Source organism: Mesorhizobium sp. M0771 (genome assembly GCF_040320155.1).
GTDB lineage: Bacteria > Pseudomonadota > Alphaproteobacteria > Rhizobiales > Rhizobiaceae > Mesorhizobium.
The window spans coordinates 257,998-280,127 of sequence record NZ_JAMYPC010000004.1 but is presented as its reverse complement, the minus strand read 5'-3'; the positions used below and the strand labels follow the sequence as shown (position 1 = coordinate 280,127).

The following is a 22,130-nucleotide window of genomic DNA, read 5'->3' as shown; positions in this document are numbered from 1 at the left end:
ATCAGGCTAACTTCGCTAGCAGCCGCATAAACGTGGCCGCTTCCTTGACCGTCAGCGGCGCCAGTGTCTCCTGGGTGATGGCGCGGGCCAACGGGATCAGCCGTTCGATCGCCTCGCGTCCCTCTGGCGTGAGGTTGACCAGCAGCCGCCTCTTGTCGACCTCGTGTTTGGTCAGATCGACCAGGCCACGCGCCTTCAGCCGGTCGATGACGCCCTTGACCGTCGCCGCATCCATGGCGATCAGCGTGCCCAACTGGTTCTGCGAGGTCTCGCCGACATCGTGCAGCTTGGCAAGTGCAGCGAATTGCGGCGGCGTCAGGTCGCTGATCTGGGCGGCAAAGATCGAGACATGGCGCTGATGCGCCTTGCGCAGGATGAAGCCGACCTGCTCCTGCAGGCGGTAGTCATGTTCGTCGGGCTCTTCGGCCTCGACGAGCTTGAGAAGATTGTCCCCGCCGCTCATCGCAAGCCGTCCCAGGCCTTGATGTCGCCGACCGCCAGGCCGCCCATGCGGTCGTGCACGCGGGGGCCGCAGCTCATGGCGAGGCAGAACAGGATTTCGTCGGCGCGCGGCCCGTCGCTGAGACCGACCTCCATGGCGTCGAAATGGCTACGCACATAGGCGGCGTTGGTGTGGCCGAGCGGCACGTCGAGCCGCGAGCCGAAGGCGCCGACCTTGGTTGCCGACGGCACGATCGCCTTGGCGTCGCCCAGCCGCTCGCGCATGGCGTAACCGCCGGGCACATGCCACAGCGCGCCGTGCTCCAGCTCCCCCGACGAGCCGACAATGGTGCCCTTGCCGTAGGCGTCGATCTGCTTGATGTCGCCGCCCAATGCGGCAATGAGCTTGTCGGTGAGCAGCAGGCCAAGCGGCTTCAGATCGTCCATGGCGCTCTGCAGTTCTTCGACGTAGCGGCCGGCGAACGGGTTCTTCACCAGCGCCACGGCCGCCGCGCGGCGGCGCGGCGCAGCTGCGACCGGGCCGCCATCGTGAAAAATCTCTTCGGTCAGAACCGCAATCTTGCGGATCGGAAACTCAGGCATGGGCAACTTCCTTCCCTGGATTTTTGTTGGGCGCGGCAAGCGCCATGGAACCACTGATGCGGGCTTCCCCACCTAGAAACAGCGCCGATGCGGCAATCAGGCCGCGCCGGCGAAAATCTTCGGCGACGGCAAGGCCATTGTCCAGCGCCCGCTCCACATCGCCACGCGCGAGCATGCCGACGGCTTGTGTCACCAGCCGCGCGCCGAGATCGCTGTCGGGCACCAAGTCCTGCGCGGGAATGCGCTTGATGGCGGGATTGCCGGGCAGGTCGACGGCGTTGGCAATGAGTGTCGCGGCCGCATCGGCCTCGGCGCCGGTGTGCGCCAGCACGGTGACGGCGTCGGCAATGCCAAGCGAGAACGAACGGCCGCGCCAGCCGCTGGTGGCGACGCCGCGCACGCCGTCCGCCGAGCGAATGGTGAGGCGGTCGGCCATGCCGTTGCCGGTGCCGGCGATCGCCAGGTTCATCGACTGGCCCTTGCCGATATGGAGGGCGCTGTCGCCGCCATTGTTGACATAGGCCCGGTCGAGTCTGCGACCGGCAAGCAATGCCGAGAGCATTTCGTCGGCTACCGATCCGGCGACGGCGGCCATCGGCGTGATGAAGCATTCCGCCAAGGGCATGACGGCTGCTTCCATGCGCCGCGCCGTCGGGCCGGCGAAGGTGCGCGGCGCCAGGAAAAATGCCGGCAGCCGCAATTCGGGAAGCTCCTCGACCAACTCGATCAGGATCGTCTGGAAGCGCTCGATCGCCTGATCGTAGGCGGCACGACACTCAGCCGCCTCACCAAAGGCTTCGACGATCAGGTCGATCGGCCCGTGGTTGAGGTGCAGCCGCTTACCGTCCTGCAGCCAGTGGACTTGCGGGCCTTGCATCAGGTGGCCCCGTTCGAGCCGACGCGGCGCAATTGCGCGAGCGGCGGCCATGGGTTTTGAGCCTCGGCGGCTGAGCCGCGACGCGGGTTGAGATACTCGCCGCCTTTGGCAACGATATCCTCGACGCTTCGTATCTCGGCCTCGTAGCCGCCCAGCCGGACATAGTCGTCGCGACGCAGCGTGAATTCGATCGGCGCCACCAGTGCCGGGGTCGGGACATAACCGAACGCGCCTTCCGGCACGCGCATGACGTCGACCATCAGCGTGATGCCGCCGCCCGGCCAGACATAGACCGGCGCGCCGCCAACGGTAACATAGGTCTTCAAGCCCTGCACCGAGCGGGTGAGATTGACCGGGTTTTCGGTGACGCCGGCGCGCAGCGAACCGCCGGCGCCGCCGATGAACAGCACGGTGCAGAGCGCCGGCTCGCAATTGTCCTCGATCAGGCCGACCGATTTCTGCAGCCGCTCGGGGAACGGTTTTTCAACCGGCTTCAACTCGTCGTCGAGTTCGTAATAGGCGAACTGCTCGCCGGTGGTCGACACCATCAGCAGCGACAGGCCGGGGCGGGCGCCCTTCTTGGCGTTCCATCCGCCGAGGATCGACAGCGGGTCGGAAATCGAGGTGCCGCCCCAGCCAAGGCCGGGCTCGGAGACCTTGAAATAGCGGCCCGGCGTCGAGCGGCGGCCGATGATCTTGATGCCGGTGTCCTGCCAGCCCAGCACCTTGCCGGCCTGATGCTCGGAGACAACGCCGGTGATATGGTCGTCGACCACCACCACCTCGTCGACTAGGCCGCGCCATTGCGTGGCGAACATGCCGATCGTGGCCGAGCCGCAGCCGACCCGCATACGGTGTTCCTGCTTGCCGTCGATGACAGGTGGTTTGCCGGTTTCGACGATGATGGTGGCGCCGCCATCGATGGTCAGTTCGACCGGCTTGCGATTGCACAGACTGAGCATCGCGTCACAGGTTGCCCGGCCTTCGGCCTTGGAGCCGCCGGTCAGATGATGCACGCCGCCCAGCGACAGCATCTGCGAGCCATATTCGCCTGTCGTGACGTGGCCGATCGCCTCGCCTTGCGCGCGCACGATTGCCGTTTCGGGGCCGAGATGACGGTCCGTGTCGATCTTCACCTTGACGCCGCAGTACGAAAAAATGCCTTCGGTGACCACGGTCACCAGATCGACGCCCTCGACCTCCTGGCTGACGATGAAGGGGGCTGGCTTGTAGTCGGGATAGGTGGTGCCGGCGCCGATCGCAGTGACGAAGCGGCGGCCGGTGTTGACCAGTTCGCCGTCCCATTGCTCGCCCTCGGCGGTGAAGGGCACGACCGCGGCGCCGCTCTCTGCCGCATGGTCGAGGATGGTCAGCGGGTCCATACGCACGATGCGGCCACCGACATTGCCGTAGCGGTCGCAGGCGCCGGTGCGGCCATCGGCGATGTAGCACATCACCGGACAGGCATCGCAGCGGATCTTTTCCGCCACCAGCTTTTCGCCCGGATCGTGGGTTTCGAAGCGTTCGGCAAGCTCGCTCATCGGCGTGCCTCCTTGTCGCGGATGCCATCTTTTTCGCGGATGGCGGCGCGGATGCGCGCCGGCGTCGCCGGAACCTTGGTGATGAGAACGCCGGTGGCGTGGCGTATGGCGTTGAGGATGGCGGGTGCGGTCGGGATCAGCACATGCTCGCCCAGGCCCTTGGCGCCGAACGGTCCCTCCGGATCGGGAACCTCGATCAATATGTGCTCGATCTCAGGCACATCGCCGATGGTCGGGATGAGATAGTCGTGCAAATTCTCGGTGCGACCGGGGATGTATTCCTCCATCAGCGCCATGCCGATGCCTTGCGCGATGCCGCCTTCGATCTGGCCTTCGACCAGCAGCGGATTGATCGCCTTGCCGACATCGTGTGCGGCGGTGATTTTCAGCAGCTTCACGGTGCCAAGCTTGAGATCGACTTCGAGTTCGGCGATCTGCGCGCCGTAGCCATAGACGGCGTAAGGCTTGCCCTGGCCCTTGGCATCGAGCGGCAGCGTCGGCGGATCGTAGGTCTCCTCGGCGCGAAAGACGAAACTGTCCGCATCGACATCGAGCGCGGCGAGATCGATGCGCCGAGTGGCTTCGCCTTCACGAATGACGATCGCCGGGCCGTCCAATTGCAGGGCAGCGTTCTCCGAGACATTGGCAAAGCGCAGGATTTTTTCGCGCAAGGCGCGGCCGGCCTTCTCGGCCGCCTTGCCGGTGACAAAAGTCTGGCGCGAGGCCGATGTTTTGCCGGCGTCGGGGCTGATCGCAGTGTCGGCGCTCTTCAGCTTGAATTTTTCCAGCGGCAGGCCGAGTGCGTCGGCGCAGATCTGGGCGATGACGGTGTTGGAGCCCTGGCCGATATCGACGGCGCCCTGATGCAGGATGACCTCCCCCTCTGGCGAGATACCGACCCTTATGGTCGACGGATTGGGCAGCGAGGTGTTGCCGCAGCCATACCAGCAGGACGCGATGCCGACGCCGCGCTTTTTGCTCGTATTGGCATTGTTGAATGTATCTGCGTCGGCCGTCGCGCGAGCCCAATGCAGCCGCAAGGAGTCGAGGCACTCGAATATGCCGACGCCCGACTCCAGTCGCTGTCCGGTAACCGTTTCGGATCCGTTCCGAAGGCAGTTCTTCAGCCGAAAATCGAGCCGGTCCATGCCAAGCTTGCCGGCGAGCTCATCATAGAGCGTCTCCTGCATGATCGTCGCCTGCGGCACGCCGAAGCCACGGAAGGCGCCGGAGATCGGCCCGTGGGTGTGGATGGCGCGGCCTTCGGCGCGGTAGTTCGGCGTCGCATAGGGACCGGAGGCATGCACCGGCACGCGGTTGGCGACGGTCGGGCCCCAGCTGGCATAGGCGCCGGTGTTGAAATCGCCTGTGAAGACCATGCCGGTGACATGGCCCTCGGCATCTACGCCGATGGTCGCCTTCATCTCGGACGGATGTCGCTTGGTGGTCGACATCATGGATTCGGTGCGGGTGTAGGCAAGCGCCGCCGGCCGGCCGGTCTTCAGTGCCACAAGCCCGATGAGCGGCTGCAGCGACACGTCGAGCTTCGAGCCGAAGCCGCCGCCGGTCGCGGTCGGCACGATGCGCACCTTGTCGACGGCAAGACCGAGCACCTTTGCCGTTTCGTCACGGTCCATATAGGGGGCCTGGGTGCAGGCGACGACGACCAGCGTGTCGCCGTCCATGTAGGCATGGCCGGCTTCCGGCTCGATGTAGGCGTGCTCGACATAGGAGGTGTCGATGGCACCGGACACCGTGTAAGCAGCCTCGCCAAGCGCCGCCTCGGGGTCGCCGCGCTCGACAAAGCCCTTGGTCAACAAATTGGCCGGGCGGTTCGCGTGGATGAGCGCAGCCCCTTCTGCCTGCGCGTCGCCGGGCTGCAGAAAATGCGGCAGCTCGGTCCAGCGGACCGGGAAATCCTGGAGGTCGAGATCGAGCATGGCCTCGCGCTCGCCGGCGACAAGCGCCACTGCCTCGCCGCGCAGCCGCGCAAAGCCTTCGGCCAGCGCCGGCTGGTCGGCAAACGGACCGATGACGCCGAAACAGTTTTTTCCCGGAATGTCGGCGGCGGTGAAGACGCCGACGATGCCGGGATGCGACTTCACCCAGCCCTCCAGGTCGCCGAAGGCGAAGCCGGCATGATAATGCGGCGAGCGGACCACCAGCACGGCCAGCGCATCGGCGGGAAAGGCATCGGCGCCGAATTTTTCAGCGCCGGTGACTTTTGGCACGCCGTCGAGCCGGACCGGGGAGGCGCCTACAGCATTCCCTGTGGTTGGCATTCTACGTTCAAAGTTGAATTCCAACGAATGACGTTGGCGCTGCCCCTCACCCTTACCCTCTCCCCGTGAAGAACGGGGAGAGGGGAGCGTCGGCGCTGGAGCACTTCCCTTCTCCCCGTCACTATACGGGGTGAAGGTGCCGGCAGGCGGATGAGGGGCAGCGCCGTCGGTCGACGTCTCGAACCGTCCCGCATCCATCACTGCCGCAATGATCTTTCTGTAGCCGGTGCAACGGCACAGGATGCCACCCAGCGCATCCTGCACCTCGGCCTCGGTCGGATTCGGTGTGCCATCCAGCAGCGCCGTTGCCGCGACCAGCAGCGCCGGCGTGCAGATGCCGCATTGCGCGGCGCCATGTGCCAGGAAGGACGCCTGCAGCGCCGAGAGCCGGCCATCGGCGAGGCCTTCGACGGTCGTTACGGACGTCCCGGCTGCGGAGGCCGCCGGCATCAGGCAGGCGCAGACGGCGTCGCCGTCGACCAGCACCGTGCAGGCGCCGCAATCGCCGGCATCGCAGCCAACCTTGGTGCCCGTCAGCTGCAATTCGTCGCGCAAAACCTGCGACAGCCGGCGCAGCGGCGGCACATTGACCGAGACGGCGGCGCCATTGACGGCGAAGGCGATCTCGGCGCGCTCGATGCCGAGGCCCGGCACGAGGTCGGGCAGGGCTTCAATCATCTCAGAGTGGCTCATGCCGCCACCATGCTGTTGTCGTTCGTCAGCCCGCAGGCCCCCAGCACGGCGCGAGCGACAAGCTCGCGCGCTGCGTCGAGCCGGTATTCGGCGCTGCCGCGCACGTCGGCAATCGGCGAGAGCTCGGCCATCGGCGCGGACAGGAGAGCATCGGCGAGTGCCGGGCCGACAGGCTTGCCCACCAGCACGGCTTCGACAGCGGCGAGCCGCCTGGCGACGGCCGAGCAGGACCCGACCGCGACAGCGGCTTCCATGACCATGCCATTCTCGGCAACGAGGCGCGCCGCCACCATGGCGATGGAGATGACGAGGTAGCGCCGCGCACCGAGCTTGACGAAGGCCGACGTGCCGGCAGAGGCCCGCTTCGTGATGCGGATGGCGGTGACCAGTTCGCCCGGCAGCAAAGCGGTGCGGCGGTTGCCGAGAATGAACTCCTGCAGCGGCAGATAACGCGTCGCGGCTGCAGAGCGCAGCTCGACCTCGGCGTCCAGCACCAGCAGTCCCGGAACGCCATCGGCGGCAGGCGAAGCATTGCAGAGATTGCCGGCGATCGAGGCGACATTCTGGATCTGCAGGGAGCCCACTTCGCGCGCGGCCTGCTTCAGCGCATCGAAAGCCGCCGGCAATGGATGGCGGACAAGGTCGGTCCAGGTGGTGCGGGCGCCCAAAACCCAATGGGTTTCGGTCTCGGCAATGCCGCGCAGCGAGACCAGGCCGTTAATATCGAGAACATTGTCGCGGAACGGTTTGGCGCCCTGCGCCGGATAGAAATCGGTGCCGCCGGCAAGCACGCGCCAGGCGCCCTCGCCCAGCAGAGCGAGCGCCTCGTCGAGCGTGGCGGGTTTCGCGTAACGGATCACGCTTTGCCTTCCAAAAAAATAGGCCTTCCCATTGGGACCTTCAAAAGGTGGGGTCTTCCCGAACCCCGCCAATGTCTGATCAGGCCAAATTCATTCGTATGCAAATGATATCAAGCTGGCGGAAATTGTCAAAGCCGGAGTTTAAGGGAACCCGGCCGCCAAGCATTTCTTACGCTTGCAGAGGTTGACGCAGGCGGCCATCCGGTCAAGTTTCAGCATCCGGTCGCATCAGCGGCGTATTTCACTCGATCCCCCGTTCGAGACGTAGAAGAGGAGAGGCGCCATGGCCGACGAAGCGCTTGTTGTCATCGACCTGCAAAACGACTTCTGCCCCGGCGGCGCACTGGCGGTTGCCGGCGGCGACGAAATCGTGCCGCTGGTCAACGATCTGATTCGGCATGCCGAGCATGTCGTGCTGACGCAGGACTGGCACCCGGCCGGACATTCGAGCTTTGCCTCCAGCCATCCGGGGGCGCAGCCCTTCAGCGCGATCGAAATGCCCTATGGGCCGCAGACGCTGTGGCCGGACCATTGCATCCAGGGCAGCCTCGGCTCGGATTTTCACTCGGGGCTCGCCTGGACCAAGGCCGAGCTGGTGATCCGCAAGGGATTTCGCCCTGATATCGACAGCTACTCCGCCTTCTTCGAGAACGACCACAAGACGCCGACGGGGCTCGCCGGCTACCTCAAGGAGCGCAGCATCGACAGTGTGACCCTGGTTGGCCTGGCGACCGACTTCTGCGTTGCCTTTTCGGCCCTCGACGCGGTCAAGCAAGGCTTCAAGACGACGGTTCGCCTCGACGCCTGCCGCGGCATCGATCTCAACGGTTCGGTCGAGGCGATGCTGAAGAGGATGCGCGATGCCGGGGTTAGGCTCGAAGACCCGATCTCGGAGTGACTGGATCGTGAGGCATCGAGGGGGCTGCACACAGTTGGGGAAGGCTTTGGCGGCAGGTGTACTCGCTTCCGCTGTGTCTCCGCAAATGGCCTTCGCGGCCGAGGCCCGCGGCCTGCCCGATGCTACCATGTCGCTGTGGTGGGCGCTGCCTTTCGCCGGCCTGCTGCTCTCGATCGCCACCGGACCGCTGCTGTTCCATCATGTCTGGGAGCATCACTACGGCAAGATCGCAGCCGGCTGGGCAGCGCTGGCGGTCATCCCCCTGATGGTTGCATTCGGCGTTCCGGTAGCCGGTGAAGCCGTGCTGCACACGCTGCTCACCGAATACATGTCGTTCATTATCCTGCTGTTCGCGCTCTACACCATTTCGGGCGGCATCCTTGTCGCCGGCAACATCCATGGCACGCCGCTGGTCAATGCCGGGCTGCTGCTCGTCGGGGCGATGCTGGCCTCGGTGATCGGCACCACCGGCGCCTCGATGATCCTGATCCGGCCGATGCTGCGCGCCAACGACAACCGGCAGTTCAACGCCCATATCGTCATCTTCTTCATCTTCCTGGTGTCTAACATCGGCGGCTCGTTGACGCCCTTGGGCGACCCGCCATTGTTCGTCGGCTTCCTGCGCGGCGTCGACTTCTTCTGGACGTCGGCGAACCTCTGGCGCGAGACGCTGTTTACCGGCGGCCTGGTGCTGCTTGTCTTCCTGGCCATCGACATCATGCTGCATCGCCGTGAAGGCGGCGCGCCGAAGATCAAGGATCCGACGCCGGATACGAAGGTGCGCCTTCGCGGCCTGGCCAATCTGCCGTTGCTGGCCGGCGTCATTGCCGCGATCCTGCTTTCAGCTGCCTGGAAGCCGGGCGTGACTTTCTCCATCCTCGGCGTCGGCCTCGAACTGCAGAACCTGGTGCGCGATGCCATCATCCTGGCGCTCGCCGGGCTGTCGCTTGTCGTTTCCCTCAAGAGCCATCGCGAGGCCAACGGCTTCACCTGGGGCCCGATCGCGGAGGTGGCAAAACTGTTTGCCGGCATCTTCATCTGCATCGTGCCGGTCATTGCCATCCTTCGCGCCGGCCATGACGGCGCGCTGGCGCCGCTGGTGGCGCTGGTGACGTCACCCACCGGCCAGCCCAATGATCTCGCCTATTTCTGGCTGACCGGCGGGCTGTCGTCCTTCCTCGACAATGCGCCGACCTATCTGGTGTTTTTCGAACTCGCAGGCGGCGACGCGCGGCACCTGATGACGGAGGCGGCCTCGACGCTGGCCGCGATCTCGGCCGGCGCGGTGTTCATGGGCGCCAACACCTATATCGGCAATGCACCCAACTTCATGGTCTACGCCATCGCCCGACACCGCGGTGTGAAGATGCCGGGCTTCTTCGGCTACATGGCATGGTCAGGGCTGGTGCTGATCCCGATCTTTTTGATCGCCGGGTTCCTGTTTTTCGGCTGATCAGCCGACGCCGACATAGCGCCTGACTGCCGATGGGTCGGCGCGCAATTGCTCGACATCGACGGTCTCGCGGTTGCGGCCGTTCTCGATGAAGCAGACGCGGTCGGCGACGGACAGCACGGCGTCGACGCGCTGTTCGACCAGAATGGTGGAGACACCTAGCTCACGCAGCTTCACCACCGTCTCGCGGATCTTGGCGATCATCGACGGCATCAGCCCCTCCGTCGGCTCGTCTAGCAACAGCACCTGAGGCTCCAGACAAAGGGCGCGGGCCATGGCCAGCATCTGCTGCTCGCCGCCGGACAAAGTGCCGGAGCGCTGGCGCAGCCGCTGGCGCAGCAGCGGGAAGAGATCGAGCACGCTCTCGCGCGTCGCTCTTCCGTTGCCGCGCGCCATCAGACCGATCTCGATGTTTTCCGCCACCGTCATCTCGGCGAACAGCCGCCTGCCTTGCGGTACATAGGCGACGCCGGCCTTGGGCACCTCATGCGCCGGCAGGCCGGTCAACTCCTTGCCGGCGAGCCGGATCGAACCGGCGCTCGACGGAACCAGCCCCATGATTGCTTTCAGCGCCGTCGTCTTGCCGGCGCCGTTGCGACCGAACAGGCACAGCACCTCGCCCTTGTTGAGCACGAGATCAAGCTCGTAAAGCACCTGAACCTCGCCATAGAAGCATTCGAGCCTGGAGATGGTCAGCGCTTCAGTCTCGTGGGCCTCAGTCTCGTGGGCCTCAGTCTTGTGGGCTTCGCTCATGGCGCCGTCCCCAGATAGGCTTCCTGCACCTGGGTGTTGGCGCGAACCTGTTCGGGCGTGCCTTCGGCCAGGATCTTGCCGGCGTTGAAGACGGTGATGCGGTCGGCCAGCTGCATGACGACCGGCATGTTGTGCTCGATCAGGAGCACGGTGGCGCTCTTGGCAATCTCGCGCACCAGTCCGATGAAATTGTCGATCTCGCTGTCGGCCAGCCCCTGCGTCGGCTCGTCGAGGATCAAAAGCCGCGGCTTCAGCGCCAGGCCCATTGCCACTTCCAGCAGGCGCTGATGGCCGTAGGAAAGCTGGCCGGCCGGCATATGGGCGCGGCCGGCAAGGCCGGTGCGATCGAGCGCGGCCATGACACCGGTGCGCACCGCACCTTTCGAGCGGCCATCGGTCAGCGTGCGCTGCACCGGCAGCGCGACATTGTCGTAAGCGGAAAGGTTGGCAAAGACGCTGGTGATCTGGAAGGTGTAGGCGATGCCCCGGCGAACCCTGAGATAGGCCGGCTGGCTGGTGATGTCGGCGCCGTCGAAGACGATCATGCCGGACGATGGCTGAATGCGGCCGCTGACCAGGCTGACGAAGGTGGTTTTGCCGGCGCCATTGGGGCCGATGACGGCGCGGATCTCGCCCGGCATCAGCTGAAAATCGACACCATCGACGGCGCGCAGGCCGCCGAAATTGCGCGCCAGGCCTTTGGTGGTCAGCAACGGCATCATGGCAGCCACCGGAGCCAGCGCTGGCGGATGGTGCCCAGAATGCCTTTGGGGAAAAACAGCACCAGAAGGATGAGTGCAATACCGACGATCAGGAGATAGGCGGAGGTGTAACCGCTGGCGGTGTCGATGACATAGTACATGAACACAGTGCCAAGCAGCGCGCCCAGCGTCGTGGCGGCGCCGCCGAGCAGCACCCAGAGCAGCGGCAGGATGGAATACTGCACCGAGGCAAAGCTCGAGCCGACATAGCCGAACAGCAGCGCATAGGCCGCACCCGAGGCGGCGCAGATGGTGCCGGAGACGACGACGGCGATCAGCTTGTTGGAGAAGGTGTCGTAGCCCAGCATTTTCGTGCGCTCCTCGTTCTCGCGCACCGCGACCAGCACGCGGCCATAGCGGGAGCGGACGATGGCGAGGGTGATCAGCAGCACGACCGAGAACAGCGCCAGCGCGCTCATGTAGCGCACGGTCGGGTTGGTTAGGTCGAGCGATGTCGCGCCGAAGGCCAGAACCCGCGCGGGCTGCGGCACGACCAGACCCTGGTCGCCGCCGGTCCAGGCGGCGAAATAGAGGATGACGAGGTAAAACACCTGCGCGAACATCATGGTGACGATCATGAAGGCGACGCCGGTGGTGCGCAGCGCCAGCAGGCCGATCACAAGTGCCAGCAGCGCGCCGCAGGCGATGCCGGCGAGGAAAGCCAAAGGCACGCTCCAGCCGAGATGGATGACGGCGAGACCAGCGCCATAGAGCCCGGCGGCGAAGAACATGGCGTGGCCGAGGCTGAGCAGGCCGACATAGCCGAACAGCATGTTGTAGCCCATGGCGAACACCGCCAGCACCATGATGCGGGCGAGCAGGCCGTGATGATAATCCGGCAGGACGAAGCTCAGGGCGAACAGCAGCGCGATGGCGCCGATATGCAGAGCATAGGCTTTTGCCGGCGAAGCTTCGCTCATCGCGGCGCCTGCCCGAACAGGCCTTGCGGCCTGAACACCAGCACCATGGCCACCAGCAGCGTGGCAATGATCTTGGCCAAAGTCGGCGAGAAGAACACCGAGATGATGCCGTCGGACAGCCCGATCAGCACGGCGGCGACGACCGTGCCGCGCAGCGAGCCGAGGCCGCCGATGATGACGACGATGAAGGACAACAGCAGCGGGTCCTGCCCCATCAGGTAGTGCGCCTGACTGATCGGCACGATCAGCACGGCGGCGATGGCCGCCAGCATGGCGCCGAGCGCGAAGACGCCGGCATAGACGCGGGCGACCGGAATGCCGAAGGCCTGCGCCGTCTCGCTGTCATATTGGGTGGCGCGCATGATGAGGCCGATCTTGGTGCGCGTCAGCACCAGCCAGGTGGCGATGAGCAGAAGGGCCGAAGCGGCAATGATCGACAGCTTGTAGCCGGAATAGCCGAACCAGGGCAAAAGGATGCGGTAGCTGAAGGGCGGCTCCACCGGGCGGGCTTCCGGGCCATAGAAGCTCAACGCCAGCTGCTGGATGATGTAGAGCATGCCGATCGTGGCGACGATGGTGGCTTCCGGATTGTAATTGAGCCGCCGCAGCACAAGCCGCTCGGCTACCAGCGCAATGGCGCCGACAATCAGCGGCGCAATCACCAGCGCCGCCAGGAAGCCGAGCGTGGGATGGCCGGGTATCGCCGTCGAGATCGCCCAGGCCAGCACCGCGCCCAGCATGAAGAACTCGCCATGGGCGACGTTGACGACGCGCATGACGCCGAACACCAGCGACAGCCCAAGCGCCGTCAGCGCCAACACGGCTGAGGTGACAAGGCCTTCGAGGGCGGCGAGGAGGAGATGGGGTCCGAAATGCATTCAGGGCGCCCTTACCCTCCCCTTGTGGGGAGGGTGACCGCGCAGCGGTCGGGTTGGGGGTTGGGCACGGGCCGTCGCGACCCCCACCCCGTCTCGCAAGCTTCGAAAAAGTGCGAAGCTTGCGTGCCGACCCTCCCCACAAGGGGGAGGGTAAGGCGCCTCACAGCGCCTGCGTCGTATAATCCCCTTCGGCCTCGTAAAGCCCGTCCTCGATCTTGGTCTTGTGGACGACCTTCATCTTGCCGCCTTCGACCTTGGAGATGTTCTGGATGCCAAAACACTGGTGGATCTTGCCGTTGAAGGTCTTGGGGCCTTGCGGATGCTCCGGGCCTTCGGCGAATTCGGTCAGAGCCTCGGTCGCCTCGACCAGCTTGGCGCGGTCTTCCGGGCCCTTGTAGCCGGCATCTTCCATCGCCTTCTTAACGACATAGAGGGTCTCCCAGCAGCCGAACATGTGGGCGGCGGTGGAGACGTCCTTGGGGTCGCCGACGGCAGCCCCATTGTCGTCGATGCCGACAGCGGCGCGGTAGGCTTTCTGGGCGGCCGAGTCATTGGCCTGCGCATAGCGCGGCGAACCTTCCCAGAAATGGCTGCCGTCCAAAAATTCGAGGCCGGGGCTGTTGATGTCGGTGGCTTCGAGCGAATCGATGAAGCCGAACAGTTGCGGCCGGCTGGAGCCGTAGAACTCGCCGAGTTCCTTGACGAAGGTGAGCACGGCCGGGCCGACCATCACGTGGTAGATGACTTCGGTCTCGGCGGGTATCTGCGGGAAGTATTTCGTAAAAGACGACTCTGTCGGCGGGATGGCGATCTGGGCGATGACCTCGGCGCCTTGCGCCTTCAGCGCCGGCGGCAGGTAGTCGCGATGGTCGTAGCCGAAGGCGAAATCCGGGAAGATCTGCGTCACCTTCTTGCCGGCATTGGCCGCGATCCACGGCGCCATCGACTGGATCTGGCTCTTCACATCGGTGATGCCAGGCTGGAAGACGTAGCGGTTGAGCTTGGTCGAAGCGACGTGGTGGCCTTCGCTGACGACGAAATACGGGATCTTGTTTTCGCCGGCGGCCGGCGCCGAGCCGATCACCACATGCGAGAACAGCGTGCCGAAGACGATGTCGGTCTTGTGCTGGGTGGCGAACTTGCCGACCACCTCGGCGCCACGGCCGGGATCGGTGCCGTCATCCTCGATCACCAGTTCGACAGGCCGGCCGTTGATGCCGCCGGCGTCGTTGATCGCCTTGACCGCGGCGGCACTGGTCTTTTCATACCAGCGGCCATAGGCGGCGCCGATGCCGGTGCGGTGCGACTGGAAGCCGATCTTGATTGGCGCCGAACTCTGCGCCTGGCTGTAGCGGACGAAGCCGGGCGCGAGCGTCAGCCCGGCGCCGGCGGCGAGACCTTTCAGCGCGGTGCGGCGGCTAAGGGTGGATTTGGAGAGATCGAAAAACCCATTCTTGTCAGTCACGGCAGTTCCCCTGTTTTTGAGTTTTGACTGTCTGTAACGAGGCAAGGCCACTCCCTTGCAGGAGGGGCAGAAATTGCATGTGTACAAACTAAATCACCAAAGCACAGAGCTTGCAAGCGGGCTTTCCGCAAAGGCATGTGGATCAGCTTGTCTCATCCGGCCGTCGGCGTGGCAAGCAACCACAGGCCGAAGATCGTGTAGGCAATCATCAGCATGGTGAGCGGCAACTGGCTGAGGGCGGCGCGCGATGGCACCTGGTGCAGTCGCCAGGCCAGTCCATGGGCAACGAGCACCGCCAGCATGTGCCCGGCGATGATGATGCCGGCCTGCAGGTTCCACAGCCACCAGGCGGAGTCGGCCCCGGCGACGATGCCGGCCTCGATCTGCATGTCGGCGGCGCCGAACAGGTCCCATCCCAGCGCGAACGGGTCGGACAAAGCGGCGATCGCATACTGGCCGTCGACCAGCAGCGCCGTCAGATAGTGCGCGACATGATAGGCGAGCGCGATCGGTACGATCGACCAGACCAGCAGCCCGGCGGCCTCGCCGTGGGAATGTCGGCTGCCGGCAAGGCGCTGGCCGAGTATGACGGCCAGCAGGAATGCCGCCGCGAGCAGGACGAAGGTCAGCACGAGGCCGAAGCTGCTAATGCCGATGAGCGCGGTGCGGCCGGGATATTCCAGCGGGTTGATGCCGAACAGGCCGAGCCAGAAGAAGGTTTTCGACAGGCCGTCGAAGGACACCGATGACAGGCTGAGCAGCAGGAAAGCGATGCCGCTTGCCGGCAGGGGTGCCGCGCCGAGCAGTTTTGAGCCCGGCCAGCAGAGAGCGAGCCGCCCGTGTTCATCGCGCTCGACAAGGGCGAAGCGCGCCACCATGGCGAAGAACACCGTCAGGAATTCGCCGCGCCGGCTCCAATCGCGGTAGCCGAAGGCGAGCATGGCGATGAAGGTAAGCAACCAGTAGAGGCCGGCGGCATAGGCCAGCCGCGCCGGGTCGTCGGGCGCCGGGTCGATCAGCTCGAACCAGGCGAAGGCGAAGAACAGGATAACGGCTGGCCAGCAGCCGAGCCATGAAGGCAAACGCGATTCCTGTCCCTCACCGCCACGAAGCTTGAACAGGCGGCTTACGATCCGCCACGGGCCATACCATGGGTTCAGCCACGACCAGAGATCGCCGAACAGGCCTTGCGCGATGGCAAGGCCGACCCAGAGCAGCGTCCAGATGGTTAGCGGCAGCGGATTGGAGAGCGGATCGCGGCTGCCGAACAGGCCGGCGGCGTTGAGCGTTGCGAAGCCGGCAAAGGAGATGAGGCTGATGATTGTGCGAGGGGTGTCGGCGAATGGGAAGAGCGGCAGGCGGCGGCGCCAGAAGCGGTCGAGGGTTGCGGGTGGCAGCAGGGCGAGGACGAGGAAGCTGACGGCGACGGCGAGCGCGCCGCCGGCGATGTAGTAGCCGGTGGGCAGGAGGAGGACGTGGCCGCGGTCGGAGGCGTGGGCGAAGGCAGGGTTGGGGAGGAGTGTGAGGGTGGGGGAGCAGGCGACATATGTCAGCCTGACGCGATCCTTCACACCCCCCTCTGGCCTGCCGGCCATCTCCCCCGCAAGGGGGGAGATTGGATGTCGCCGGGGCTTTCGCCAACTTTCAAGGGTAAAGAAAGAGGCGCGGTACTCGACGCTGCCAATCTCCCCCCTTGCGGGGGAGATGTCCGGCAGGACAGAGGGGGGTGGGCGGGAACTCACGCTATCGCGATTTCCATTTCGTCCAGCAAGGCACCCGCCGACCCTCAAACCTTGACCAGCTGCTCCACGCGGTCCTTCGCCCCAAAAATCCGGAGATAGCGCTCGATCTCCTTCTTGTCGCCCGTCGCTTTCGCCGGATTGTCCGACAGCTTCACCGCCGGCCGGCCATTGGCCTCCGTCACCTTGCAGACCAGCGATATCGCATCCAGGCTGTTGGTTTCGGTCGGCGCGCAGCCTTCGAAATCGTTGGTGAGGTTGGTGCCCCAGCCGAAGGACATGCGCACCTTGCCCTTGAAGTGCCTGTAGGTCTCCTCGATGGTCTCGACCTCGAGACCGTCGGAGAAGATCAGCAGCTTCTGCCTGGGGTCCTTGCCCTTCTCGCGCCACCAGTCGATGATTTTTTCGCCGCCTTCGATCGGCGGCGCGCTGTCGGGGCGGAAGCCGGTCCAGTCGGCGACCCAGTCCGGGGCGTCGCGCAGGAAGGATGCGGTGCCGAAAGCGTCGGGCAGCACGATCAGCAGGTTGCCGCCGTAATAGCGCTGCCAGTCCTGCAGCACCTTGTAGGGTGATTCCTTCAATTCCTTTTCCGACTTGGCAAGGGCGGCAAAAACCATCGGCAATTCATGCGCGTTGGTGCCGAGCGCTTCGAGGTCGTTGTCCATCGCCAGCAGCACGTTCGAGGTGCCGGTGAAGGCTTCGCCAATACCTTCCTTGAGCGCCTCGACGCACCAGCGCTGCCACAGGAAGGAATGGCGGCGGCGGGTGCCGAAATCGGAGATGCGGATGCCGGGCAGCGCCTTCAAGCGTTCGGTCTTGGCCCACATCTTCCCCTTGGCGCGTGCATAGAGCACGTCAAGCGCGAAGGGACCGAAGGCGCGCATGGCGGCGCGGGAGCGAAGCTCGTTGATGATCGCCAGCGCCGGGATTTCCCACAGCGTAGTGTACATCCAGGGGCCACTGAAGGAGAGCTCGTACTGCCCGTCGCGCTTGGAGAGCTCGTAGTCGGGCAGCCGAAAACCTTCCAGCCAGGCGAGGAATTCCGGCTCGAAGATCTGCTTGCGGCCATAGAAATTGTTACCGCCAAGCCAGATCATCTCCTTTTTGGAGAAGCGCAGCGTGCGGGCATGGTCGAGCTGGTCGCGCAATTCGCCTTCGTCGATGTCGTCGGCCAGGCGCACCGAGGTGGTGCGGTTGATCAGCGAAAAGGTGGCGTCGACCTTGGGGTACATGCCCCAGATCATCTGCAGCATCAGAAGCTTGTAGAAATCGGTGTCGAGCAGGCTGCGGACGATCGGGTCCAGCTTCCAGGTGTGGTTATAGACGCGCCGCGCTATATCGGTTCTTGCCATGTCCTGCCGTCGCCTTCGCTGCTCACGTCTGTCTTACGCAATTCCGGACGGGAAACCGCCGCACTCGTTTCCTGGAATTGCCGGGCAAGAGCTTATTAGCATTGAATTTTTGAAAGCGCTTCCCGCTTTCCGGGCTGGCCCGACAAAAAGCAGTCGCTCCCGGTCCAGCCTCAACTCTTGGCGCCCACCACCCGCAGCGCCGGACGCTTCCGGCGGCTGCCGATGCGGCCGGCCACCGGCGCGTCGGCGCGGCTGTCGGCCTGTTCCTTTTCGGCAAACAGCCAGTCGACGAACAATTGCACGATCGGCGCTGAACGCATCTCGTTGCGGCAGACGACATAGAAATCGTCGACCGCCGGCACCGATAGGCTGAACGGCGCCACCAGCAGGCCCCTGGCGAGCAGCATGCTGGCTGTGACGGAATCGCCGAGCGCCACGCCATGGCCATGCACCGCGGCTTCGATCGCGGTGCGGGCGTCGCCGAGATGGTGACGGCGGCCACGTTCGAGGTCGAGCCCATCGGCGGCGGCCAGCCAGGTGTGCCATTCGCGGCCATCATCGCCATGCAGGATGACATGGCCAGCAAGATCCCGGCAGATGCGGAGCGGCCGGTTGTTGATCAGCGTCGGACTGACCACCGGGAACAGTTCGAGGCCCGACCATTTGCGCATCCAGCAATCGGTCCAGCTGCCGTCGCCATAGAGCACGCAGACATCGACCTGCGGGGCGCGGATGTCCTTGGGGTCGTTGGACGGGATCAGCGTCAGCCTGATGTCAGGGTATTGCGCCATGAAACTGCCGAGCCGCGGCGTCATCCATAGAAGCAGCAGCGCCGGCACGCAGGAGACCGACAGCGTACCGGCGCTGGCCGGCCTGGTCATGCGCTGGGTGGCGGCGGCGATGCCGTCGAAGGCGCTCGACACCGCCGGCAGAAGTTCGGCGCCGTGCGGGGTGAGCTTGACCCGCTGTCCGGTGCGCTCGAACAGTTTTACGCCGAGCGATTGCTCGAGCGCCTTGATCTGGTGGCTGATGGCGCCATGGGTGACATTGAGCTCACTCGCCGCCTTGGTCAGGGAGGCGTGACGCGCCGTCGCCTCGAAGGCGCGCAGGGGGTTCAAGGGGGGCAGACGCTTGGCCATGAGCAACCGGATACTCTGTGAGATTTTCTCACAATCAGCACCGTAACAATATCAATTGATTTTTCAATGCGGCTGCCGGACACTTTGGCAGGTCAACAGCATCAATGACGTGAAATCTACAGGCAGCCAGCGGGACAGCGACCCGGCCGGATGATGGTCAGTTCGCAGATGTCGCCACGGCCGCATGCATCAGCCCGCAGGAGGAGACCGATATGGGTTATGACAGAGGCAAGCTGGAAGCCTTGCGCCGCAAGTATGGCGAGAGCCATGGCGGCGAGATGTTCGACCCGAAGTTCCGCAAGGTCGCCGACAAGATCTTCTCCAAGAGCGGCACAAGGCTGGCGCCCTATGCCGGCATCCCCACCTTCCTCGCCGCGCCCTACCGTGAAATCGCTGCCGACAATCCGGATTTCGGCGATTTGCAGGTGGCGATCATCGGCGTGCCGATGGATCTCGGCGTCACCAACCGGCCCGGCTCGCGCTTCGGGCCAAGGGCGCTGCGCGCCATCGAGCGCATCGGCCCTTACAATCATGTGCTGGAATGCGCGCCGACGCATGAGCTGCGCGTCGCCGACATCGGCGATACGCCGTTCCGCAGCCGCTACCGGCTGGAGGTCAGCCACGAAGACATCGAGCGCCGCACCAACCAGATCGTCGATGCCGGCGTGCTGCCGCTCTCGGTCGGCGGCGACCACTCGATCAGCCATCCGATCCTGAAGGCGGTCGGCAAGAAGGCGCCGGTCGGCATGATCCATATCGACGCCCATTGCGACACAAGCGGGCTGTTCGACATGACCAAGTTCCATCATGGCGGACCGTTCCGCAACGCGGTGCTGGACGGCGTGCTCGACCCCACCCGCACCATCCAGATCGGCATCCGCGGCTCGGCCGAGTATCTGTGGGAGTTCACCTACGAATCCGGCATGACGGTCGTGCATGCCGAAGAGGTGACGGGTCTCGGCATCCCCGCCATCATCGAGAAGGCGCGCAAAATCGTCGGCGACGGCCCGACCTACATTTCCTTCGACGTCGACAGTGTCGATCCGGCCTTCGCGCCAGGCACCGGCACGCCGGAAATCGGCGGCCTGACGACGCGCGAAGTGCTCGAACTGCTGCGCGGCTTGAAAGGTCTCAACATTGTCGGCGGCGATGTCGTCGAGGTGGCGCCGCAATATGACGCGACCACCAACACCGCCCATGTCGGCGCCCAGGTCCTGTTCGAGATCCTGAGCCTGATGGTGTTCAGCCCGGCGATCACCGGCAAGGGGGCCTGACGGATTTCACATGCAAAGGCGGCCGCCGCGCTGGAGCCGGCGGCCGTTTCCAAAACAAGCAAGCTTCCAGAAGGGGAATACCAATGACAATCCATATGAAATCAACCATCGCCGCTGCGCTGATGCTCGCCGGCCTCGGCTTCGCCTCCCAGGCCAATGCCGACGCCGTCGACGACATCACCAAGGCCGGCGCCATCAATGTCGGCATCTTCTCCGACTTTCCGCCCTTCTCCTCGGCCAGCGCCGATATGAGCATCAAGGGTTACGACGTCGACGTCGCGCAGGCGATCGCCGATTCACTCAAGGTGAAGCTCAATCTGGTCAGCGTCACCGGCCAGAACCGCATCCCGTATCTCACCGACAAGCGCGTCGATATCCTGATGAGCGTCGGCTATTCCAAGGAGCGCGAGGAGGTGATCGATTTCGCCGCCGCCTATGCGCCCTACTACATCGCCGTCATCGGTCCGGCAGCGCTTTCGATCAAAGGCAAGGAAGATCTCGCCGACAAGTCGATCGCCGTCAATCGCGGCACGCTCGAGGATACGTCGTTGACCGAAGCGGCGCCGGCATCGGCCGACATCAAGCGCTTCGACAACTACAACTCCGTCATCCAGGCCTTCATCTCCGGCCAGACCCAGCTGATGGTGGTCGGCAATGATGTCGGCGCCCAGGTGCTGGCCAAGCAGGACGCGCTGAAGCCGGAGCAGAAGTTCCAGCTCTTGACCTCGCCTTCGCATATCGGCCTCAACAAAAAAGAGGACCGGCTGAAGACGGCGGTCAATGATGCGGTTGCCAAGATGCTGGCCAACGGCAAGCTCGACGAGAGCTCGAAGGTCTGGCTGAAGACGCCGCTCAATCCCGACAACCTCAAGGATTGAGTTCTCGTGGCTTTTGCCTGGCTCCCAGGTGCTGTGGGCGACATCGCGCGCGGCGCGGCCACGACGATCCTGTTGATCGTCGTGACCACGCTCGTGGGCACGCTGCTCAGCGTCCTGGGCGCTGCCGGCCGGCGCAACGGCCCGGTATTCGTGAAGCGCGCCATCGCGGTGTATGTCGAGGTGATGCGCAACACGCCGTTCCTGGTGCAGCTGTTCTTCATCTTCTTCGGACTGCCCAGCCTCGGCATAAGGCTCGATCCGATCCTGGCAGCCATGTTGGCAATGACGCTCAACATGGCGGCCTACACCATTGAAATCGTCGGCGCCGGTCTCGATGCCGTGCCCGGCGGACAAACGGAAGCAGCGCGTGCACTGGGCTTGAGACCGCGCCAGGTGTTCATCAAGATCGTGCTGCCGCAGGCGCTCAAGGTGATCTACCCGGCGCTGACCAGCCAGATCGTCATCATGATGCTGGAATCGGCCGTGGTGTCGCAGATCGCCGTGCGCGAGCTGACCTATGAGGCCGACATGCTGCAAGCCCGCACCTTCCGGTCCTTCGAAACCTATTTCGTCGTGACCCTGGTCTACCTCGTCCTGTCCATGGCCTTGCGCCGGCTGCTGGTCACAGGCGGGCGCCGCGTATTGGGGGCAGGTGTCACATGATCGAATTCACCTTCTGGGACATCGTTCGCAATCTGCTGCTCGCCGCCCGCTGGACGGTGCTGTTGTCGCTGGCGGCCTTTGTCGGCGGGGCGGTGGTAGGGCTGATCGTGCTGTTCTTCCGCATCGCCGAAAATAAATGGAGCCGGCGCATCGCTTCCGGCTACATCGCCCTGTTCCAGGGAACGCCGCTGTTGATGCAGCTGTTCCTGATGTTCTTCGGCCTGCCGATGCTCGGCCTGCGCATCGAGCCATGGACGGCAGCGGTGCTCGGCCTGACCTTCTTCGCCAGCGCCTATCTGGCCGAGATCTGGCGCAGCGGCGTCGATGCGCTGCCGCGCGGGCAGTGGGACGCCGGCGCCAGCCTTGGGCTGCACCGTCTGCAGGAGCTCAGGCTGATCATCCTGCCGCAGGCGTTCTCGATCACAAGGGCGCCGATCGTCGGCTTCCTGGTGCAGTTGATCAAATCGACGGCGCTGACCTCGATCATCGGCTTCGAGGAGCTGGTCAGAACCTCCAACGCCATCAACAACGCCACCTTCGAACCGTTCAAGGTCTACGGGCTGGTGGCGCTGATCTTCTTCGTCATGTGCTTTCCACTGACGCAATACGCCCGTACGCTCGAACAACGAGCGGCGGCCCACTGACGCCAGGCGGCGACAG

The 22,130-nt window shown here is 64.6% G+C and carries 20 protein-coding genes; 6 read left to right on the top strand and 14 right to left on the bottom strand.

Going from position 1 to position 22,130, the window contains the following annotated elements; genetic code table 11:
- Position 1: 1 nt before the first annotated feature.
- The 6 genes from NKI05_RS08720 to NKI05_RS08695 are packed head-to-tail and all read right to left on the bottom strand — an operon-like array spanning position 2 to position 7,297.
- The gene (locus tag NKI05_RS08720; RefSeq protein WP_023736893.1) at positions 2-463 is read right to left on the bottom strand and encodes a MarR family winged helix-turn-helix transcriptional regulator; all 462 of its coding nucleotides are present in this window, start codon (positions 461-463) and stop codon (positions 2-4) included.
- On the bottom strand, positions 460-1,044 hold the full coding sequence (locus tag NKI05_RS08715; RefSeq protein ID WP_023806235.1) for an amino acid synthesis family protein: 585 nt from the start codon (positions 1,042-1,044) through the stop codon (positions 460-462). Before NKI05_RS08715 ends, NKI05_RS08720 begins: the two co-directional genes overlap by 4 nt.
- Complete coding sequence (locus tag NKI05_RS08710; protein ID WP_023815982.1) at positions 1,037-1,921, bottom strand: UPF0280 family protein; 885 nt, start codon at positions 1,919-1,921, stop codon at positions 1,037-1,039. The genes NKI05_RS08715 and NKI05_RS08710 overlap by 8 nt, the downstream gene beginning before the upstream one ends.
- Positions 1,921-3,462 (bottom strand): hypothetical protein, encoded by a 1,542-nt coding sequence (locus NKI05_RS08705; protein ID WP_023815983.1) that lies wholly within the window; start codon positions 3,460-3,462, stop codon positions 1,921-1,923. Before NKI05_RS08705 ends, NKI05_RS08710 begins: the two co-directional genes overlap by 1 nt.
- A complete protein-coding gene (locus NKI05_RS08700) occupies positions 3,459-6,422 on the bottom strand; it encodes a molybdopterin-dependent oxidoreductase (protein WP_352671017.1) in 2,964 nt (987 codons plus the stop codon). Before NKI05_RS08700 ends, NKI05_RS08705 begins: the two co-directional genes overlap by 4 nt.
- An 11-nt stretch (positions 6,423-6,433) precedes the next feature.
- Positions 6,434-7,297, bottom strand: coding sequence for an FAD binding domain-containing protein (locus NKI05_RS08695; RefSeq protein ID WP_023815985.1), 864 nt, complete (start codon positions 7,295-7,297; stop codon positions 6,434-6,436).
- A gap of 283 nt (positions 7,298-7,580) precedes the next feature.
- Here NKI05_RS08695 and pncA point away from each other — a divergent pair, with 283 nt between their 5' ends.
- On the top strand, positions 7,581-8,195 hold the full coding sequence (gene pncA, locus NKI05_RS08690) for a bifunctional nicotinamidase/pyrazinamidase (protein WP_023815986.1): 615 nt from the start codon (positions 7,581-7,583) through the stop codon (positions 8,193-8,195).
- An 85-nt stretch (positions 8,196-8,280) separates the two neighbouring features.
- Complete coding sequence (locus NKI05_RS08685; RefSeq protein WP_245261930.1) at positions 8,281-9,648, top strand: sodium:proton antiporter; 1,368 nt, start codon at positions 8,281-8,283, stop codon at positions 9,646-9,648.
- Here the strand turns inward: NKI05_RS08685 and NKI05_RS08680 are convergent, their stop codons facing one another.
- From NKI05_RS08680 to gcvA, 8 genes are all read right to left on the bottom strand, one after another.
- Positions 9,649-10,401, bottom strand: coding sequence for an ABC transporter ATP-binding protein (locus NKI05_RS08680; protein ID WP_352792299.1), 753 nt, complete (start codon positions 10,399-10,401; stop codon positions 9,649-9,651).
- On the bottom strand, positions 10,398-11,123 hold the full coding sequence (locus tag NKI05_RS08675; RefSeq protein WP_023815989.1) for an ABC transporter ATP-binding protein: 726 nt from the start codon (positions 11,121-11,123) through the stop codon (positions 10,398-10,400). Before NKI05_RS08675 ends, NKI05_RS08680 begins: the two co-directional genes overlap by 4 nt.
- On the bottom strand, positions 11,120-12,082 hold the full coding sequence (locus NKI05_RS08670) for a branched-chain amino acid ABC transporter permease (RefSeq protein WP_023815990.1): 963 nt from the start codon (positions 12,080-12,082) through the stop codon (positions 11,120-11,122). The genes NKI05_RS08675 and NKI05_RS08670 overlap by 4 nt, the downstream gene beginning before the upstream one ends.
- Positions 12,079-12,960, bottom strand: coding sequence for a branched-chain amino acid ABC transporter permease (locus NKI05_RS08665; protein WP_023683565.1), 882 nt, complete (start codon positions 12,958-12,960; stop codon positions 12,079-12,081). Before NKI05_RS08665 ends, NKI05_RS08670 begins: the two co-directional genes overlap by 4 nt.
- 160 nt (positions 12,961-13,120) lie before the next feature.
- Positions 13,121-14,425, bottom strand: coding sequence for an ABC transporter substrate-binding protein (locus NKI05_RS08660; RefSeq protein WP_023815991.1), 1,305 nt, complete (start codon positions 14,423-14,425; stop codon positions 13,121-13,123).
- 152 nt (positions 14,426-14,577) lie between these two features.
- Complete coding sequence (locus NKI05_RS08655) at positions 14,578-16,020, bottom strand: hypothetical protein (protein ID WP_023815992.1); 1,443 nt, start codon at positions 16,018-16,020, stop codon at positions 14,578-14,580.
- Positions 16,021-16,211: 191 nt separating this feature from the next.
- Positions 16,212-17,516: a nicotinate phosphoribosyltransferase gene (pncB, locus tag NKI05_RS08650; RefSeq protein WP_023683568.1), complete on the bottom strand. Its 1,305-nt coding sequence runs from the start codon at positions 17,514-17,516 to the stop codon at positions 16,212-16,214.
- A 170-nt stretch (positions 17,517-17,686) separates the two neighbouring features.
- Entirely contained in the window at positions 17,687-18,655 is a 969-nt protein-coding gene (gene gcvA / locus NKI05_RS08645; RefSeq protein ID WP_023755452.1) for a transcriptional regulator GcvA, read from the bottom strand.
- A gap of 212 nt (positions 18,656-18,867) precedes the next feature.
- On the opposite strand from gcvA, the gene speB reads away from it, so the two are divergent.
- The 4 genes from speB (at position 18,868) to NKI05_RS08625 (ending at position 22,114) form a co-directional block, all read left to right on the top strand.
- Positions 18,868-19,929 (top strand): agmatinase, encoded by a 1,062-nt coding sequence (gene speB / locus NKI05_RS08640; RefSeq protein WP_023683569.1) that lies wholly within the window; start codon positions 18,868-18,870, stop codon positions 19,927-19,929.
- Positions 19,930-20,012: 83 nt separating this feature from the next.
- Positions 20,013-20,807, top strand: coding sequence for a transporter substrate-binding domain-containing protein (locus tag NKI05_RS08635; RefSeq protein ID WP_023815993.1), 795 nt, complete (start codon positions 20,013-20,015; stop codon positions 20,805-20,807).
- 6 nt (positions 20,808-20,813) lie between these two features.
- Positions 20,814-21,470, top strand: a complete 657-nt coding sequence (locus NKI05_RS08630; RefSeq protein ID WP_023815994.1) for an amino acid ABC transporter permease — start codon at positions 20,814-20,816, stop codon at positions 21,468-21,470.
- Positions 21,467-22,114 (top strand): amino acid ABC transporter permease, encoded by a 648-nt coding sequence (locus tag NKI05_RS08625; RefSeq protein ID WP_023671276.1) that lies wholly within the window; start codon positions 21,467-21,469, stop codon positions 22,112-22,114. Before NKI05_RS08630 ends, NKI05_RS08625 begins: the two co-directional genes overlap by 4 nt.
- Positions 22,115-22,130: the final 16 nt, after the last annotated feature.

Excerpts from the sequence above, each read along its gene's own strand:
- NKI05_RS08705 (WP_023815983.1), bottom strand. The coding sequence starts at position 3,462 with ATGAGCGAGCTTGCCGAACGCTTCGAAACCCACGATCCGGGCGAAAAG.
- pncB (WP_023683568.1), bottom strand. The coding sequence starts at position 17,516 with ATGGCAAGAACCGATATAGCGCGGCGCGTCTATAACCACACCTGGAAG.
- NKI05_RS08680 (WP_352792299.1), bottom strand. The coding sequence starts at position 10,401 with ATGAGCGAAGCCCACAAGACTGAGGCCCACGAGACTGAGGCCCACGAG.
- NKI05_RS08685 (WP_245261930.1), top strand. The coding sequence starts at position 8,281 with ATGGCCTTCGCGGCCGAGGCCCGCGGCCTGCCCGATGCTACCATGTCG.
- NKI05_RS08665 (WP_023683565.1), bottom strand. The coding sequence starts at position 12,960 with ATGCATTTCGGACCCCATCTCCTCCTCGCCGCCCTCGAAGGCCTTGTC.
- NKI05_RS08675 (WP_023815989.1), bottom strand. The coding sequence starts at position 11,123 with ATGATGCCGTTGCTGACCACCAAAGGCCTGGCGCGCAATTTCGGCGGC.
- NKI05_RS08655 (WP_023815992.1), bottom strand. The coding sequence starts at position 16,020 with ATGGCCGGCAGGCCAGAGGGGGGTGTGAAGGATCGCGTCAGGCTGACA.
- pncA (WP_023815986.1), top strand. The coding sequence starts at position 7,581 with ATGGCCGACGAAGCGCTTGTTGTCATCGACCTGCAAAACGACTTCTGC.
- NKI05_RS08635 (WP_023815993.1), top strand. The coding sequence starts at position 20,013 with ATGACAATCCATATGAAATCAACCATCGCCGCTGCGCTGATGCTCGCC.
- NKI05_RS08715 (WP_023806235.1), bottom strand. The coding sequence starts at position 1,044 with ATGCCTGAGTTTCCGATCCGCAAGATTGCGGTTCTGACCGAAGAGATT.
- gcvA (WP_023755452.1), bottom strand. The coding sequence starts at position 18,655 with ATGGCCAAGCGTCTGCCCCCCTTGAACCCCCTGCGCGCCTTCGAGGCG.
- NKI05_RS08700 (WP_352671017.1), bottom strand. The coding sequence starts at position 6,422 with ATGATTGAAGCCCTGCCCGACCTCGTGCCGGGCCTCGGCATCGAGCGC.
- NKI05_RS08670 (WP_023815990.1), bottom strand. The coding sequence starts at position 12,082 with ATGAGCGAAGCTTCGCCGGCAAAAGCCTATGCTCTGCATATCGGCGCC.
- NKI05_RS08720 (WP_023736893.1), bottom strand. The coding sequence starts at position 463 with ATGAGCGGCGGGGACAATCTTCTCAAGCTCGTCGAGGCCGAAGAGCCC.
- NKI05_RS08625 (WP_023671276.1), top strand. The coding sequence starts at position 21,467 with ATGATCGAATTCACCTTCTGGGACATCGTTCGCAATCTGCTGCTCGCC.
- NKI05_RS08710 (WP_023815982.1), bottom strand. The coding sequence starts at position 1,921 with ATGCAAGGCCCGCAAGTCCACTGGCTGCAGGACGGTAAGCGGCTGCAC.
- speB (WP_023683569.1), top strand. The coding sequence starts at position 18,868 with ATGGGTTATGACAGAGGCAAGCTGGAAGCCTTGCGCCGCAAGTATGGC.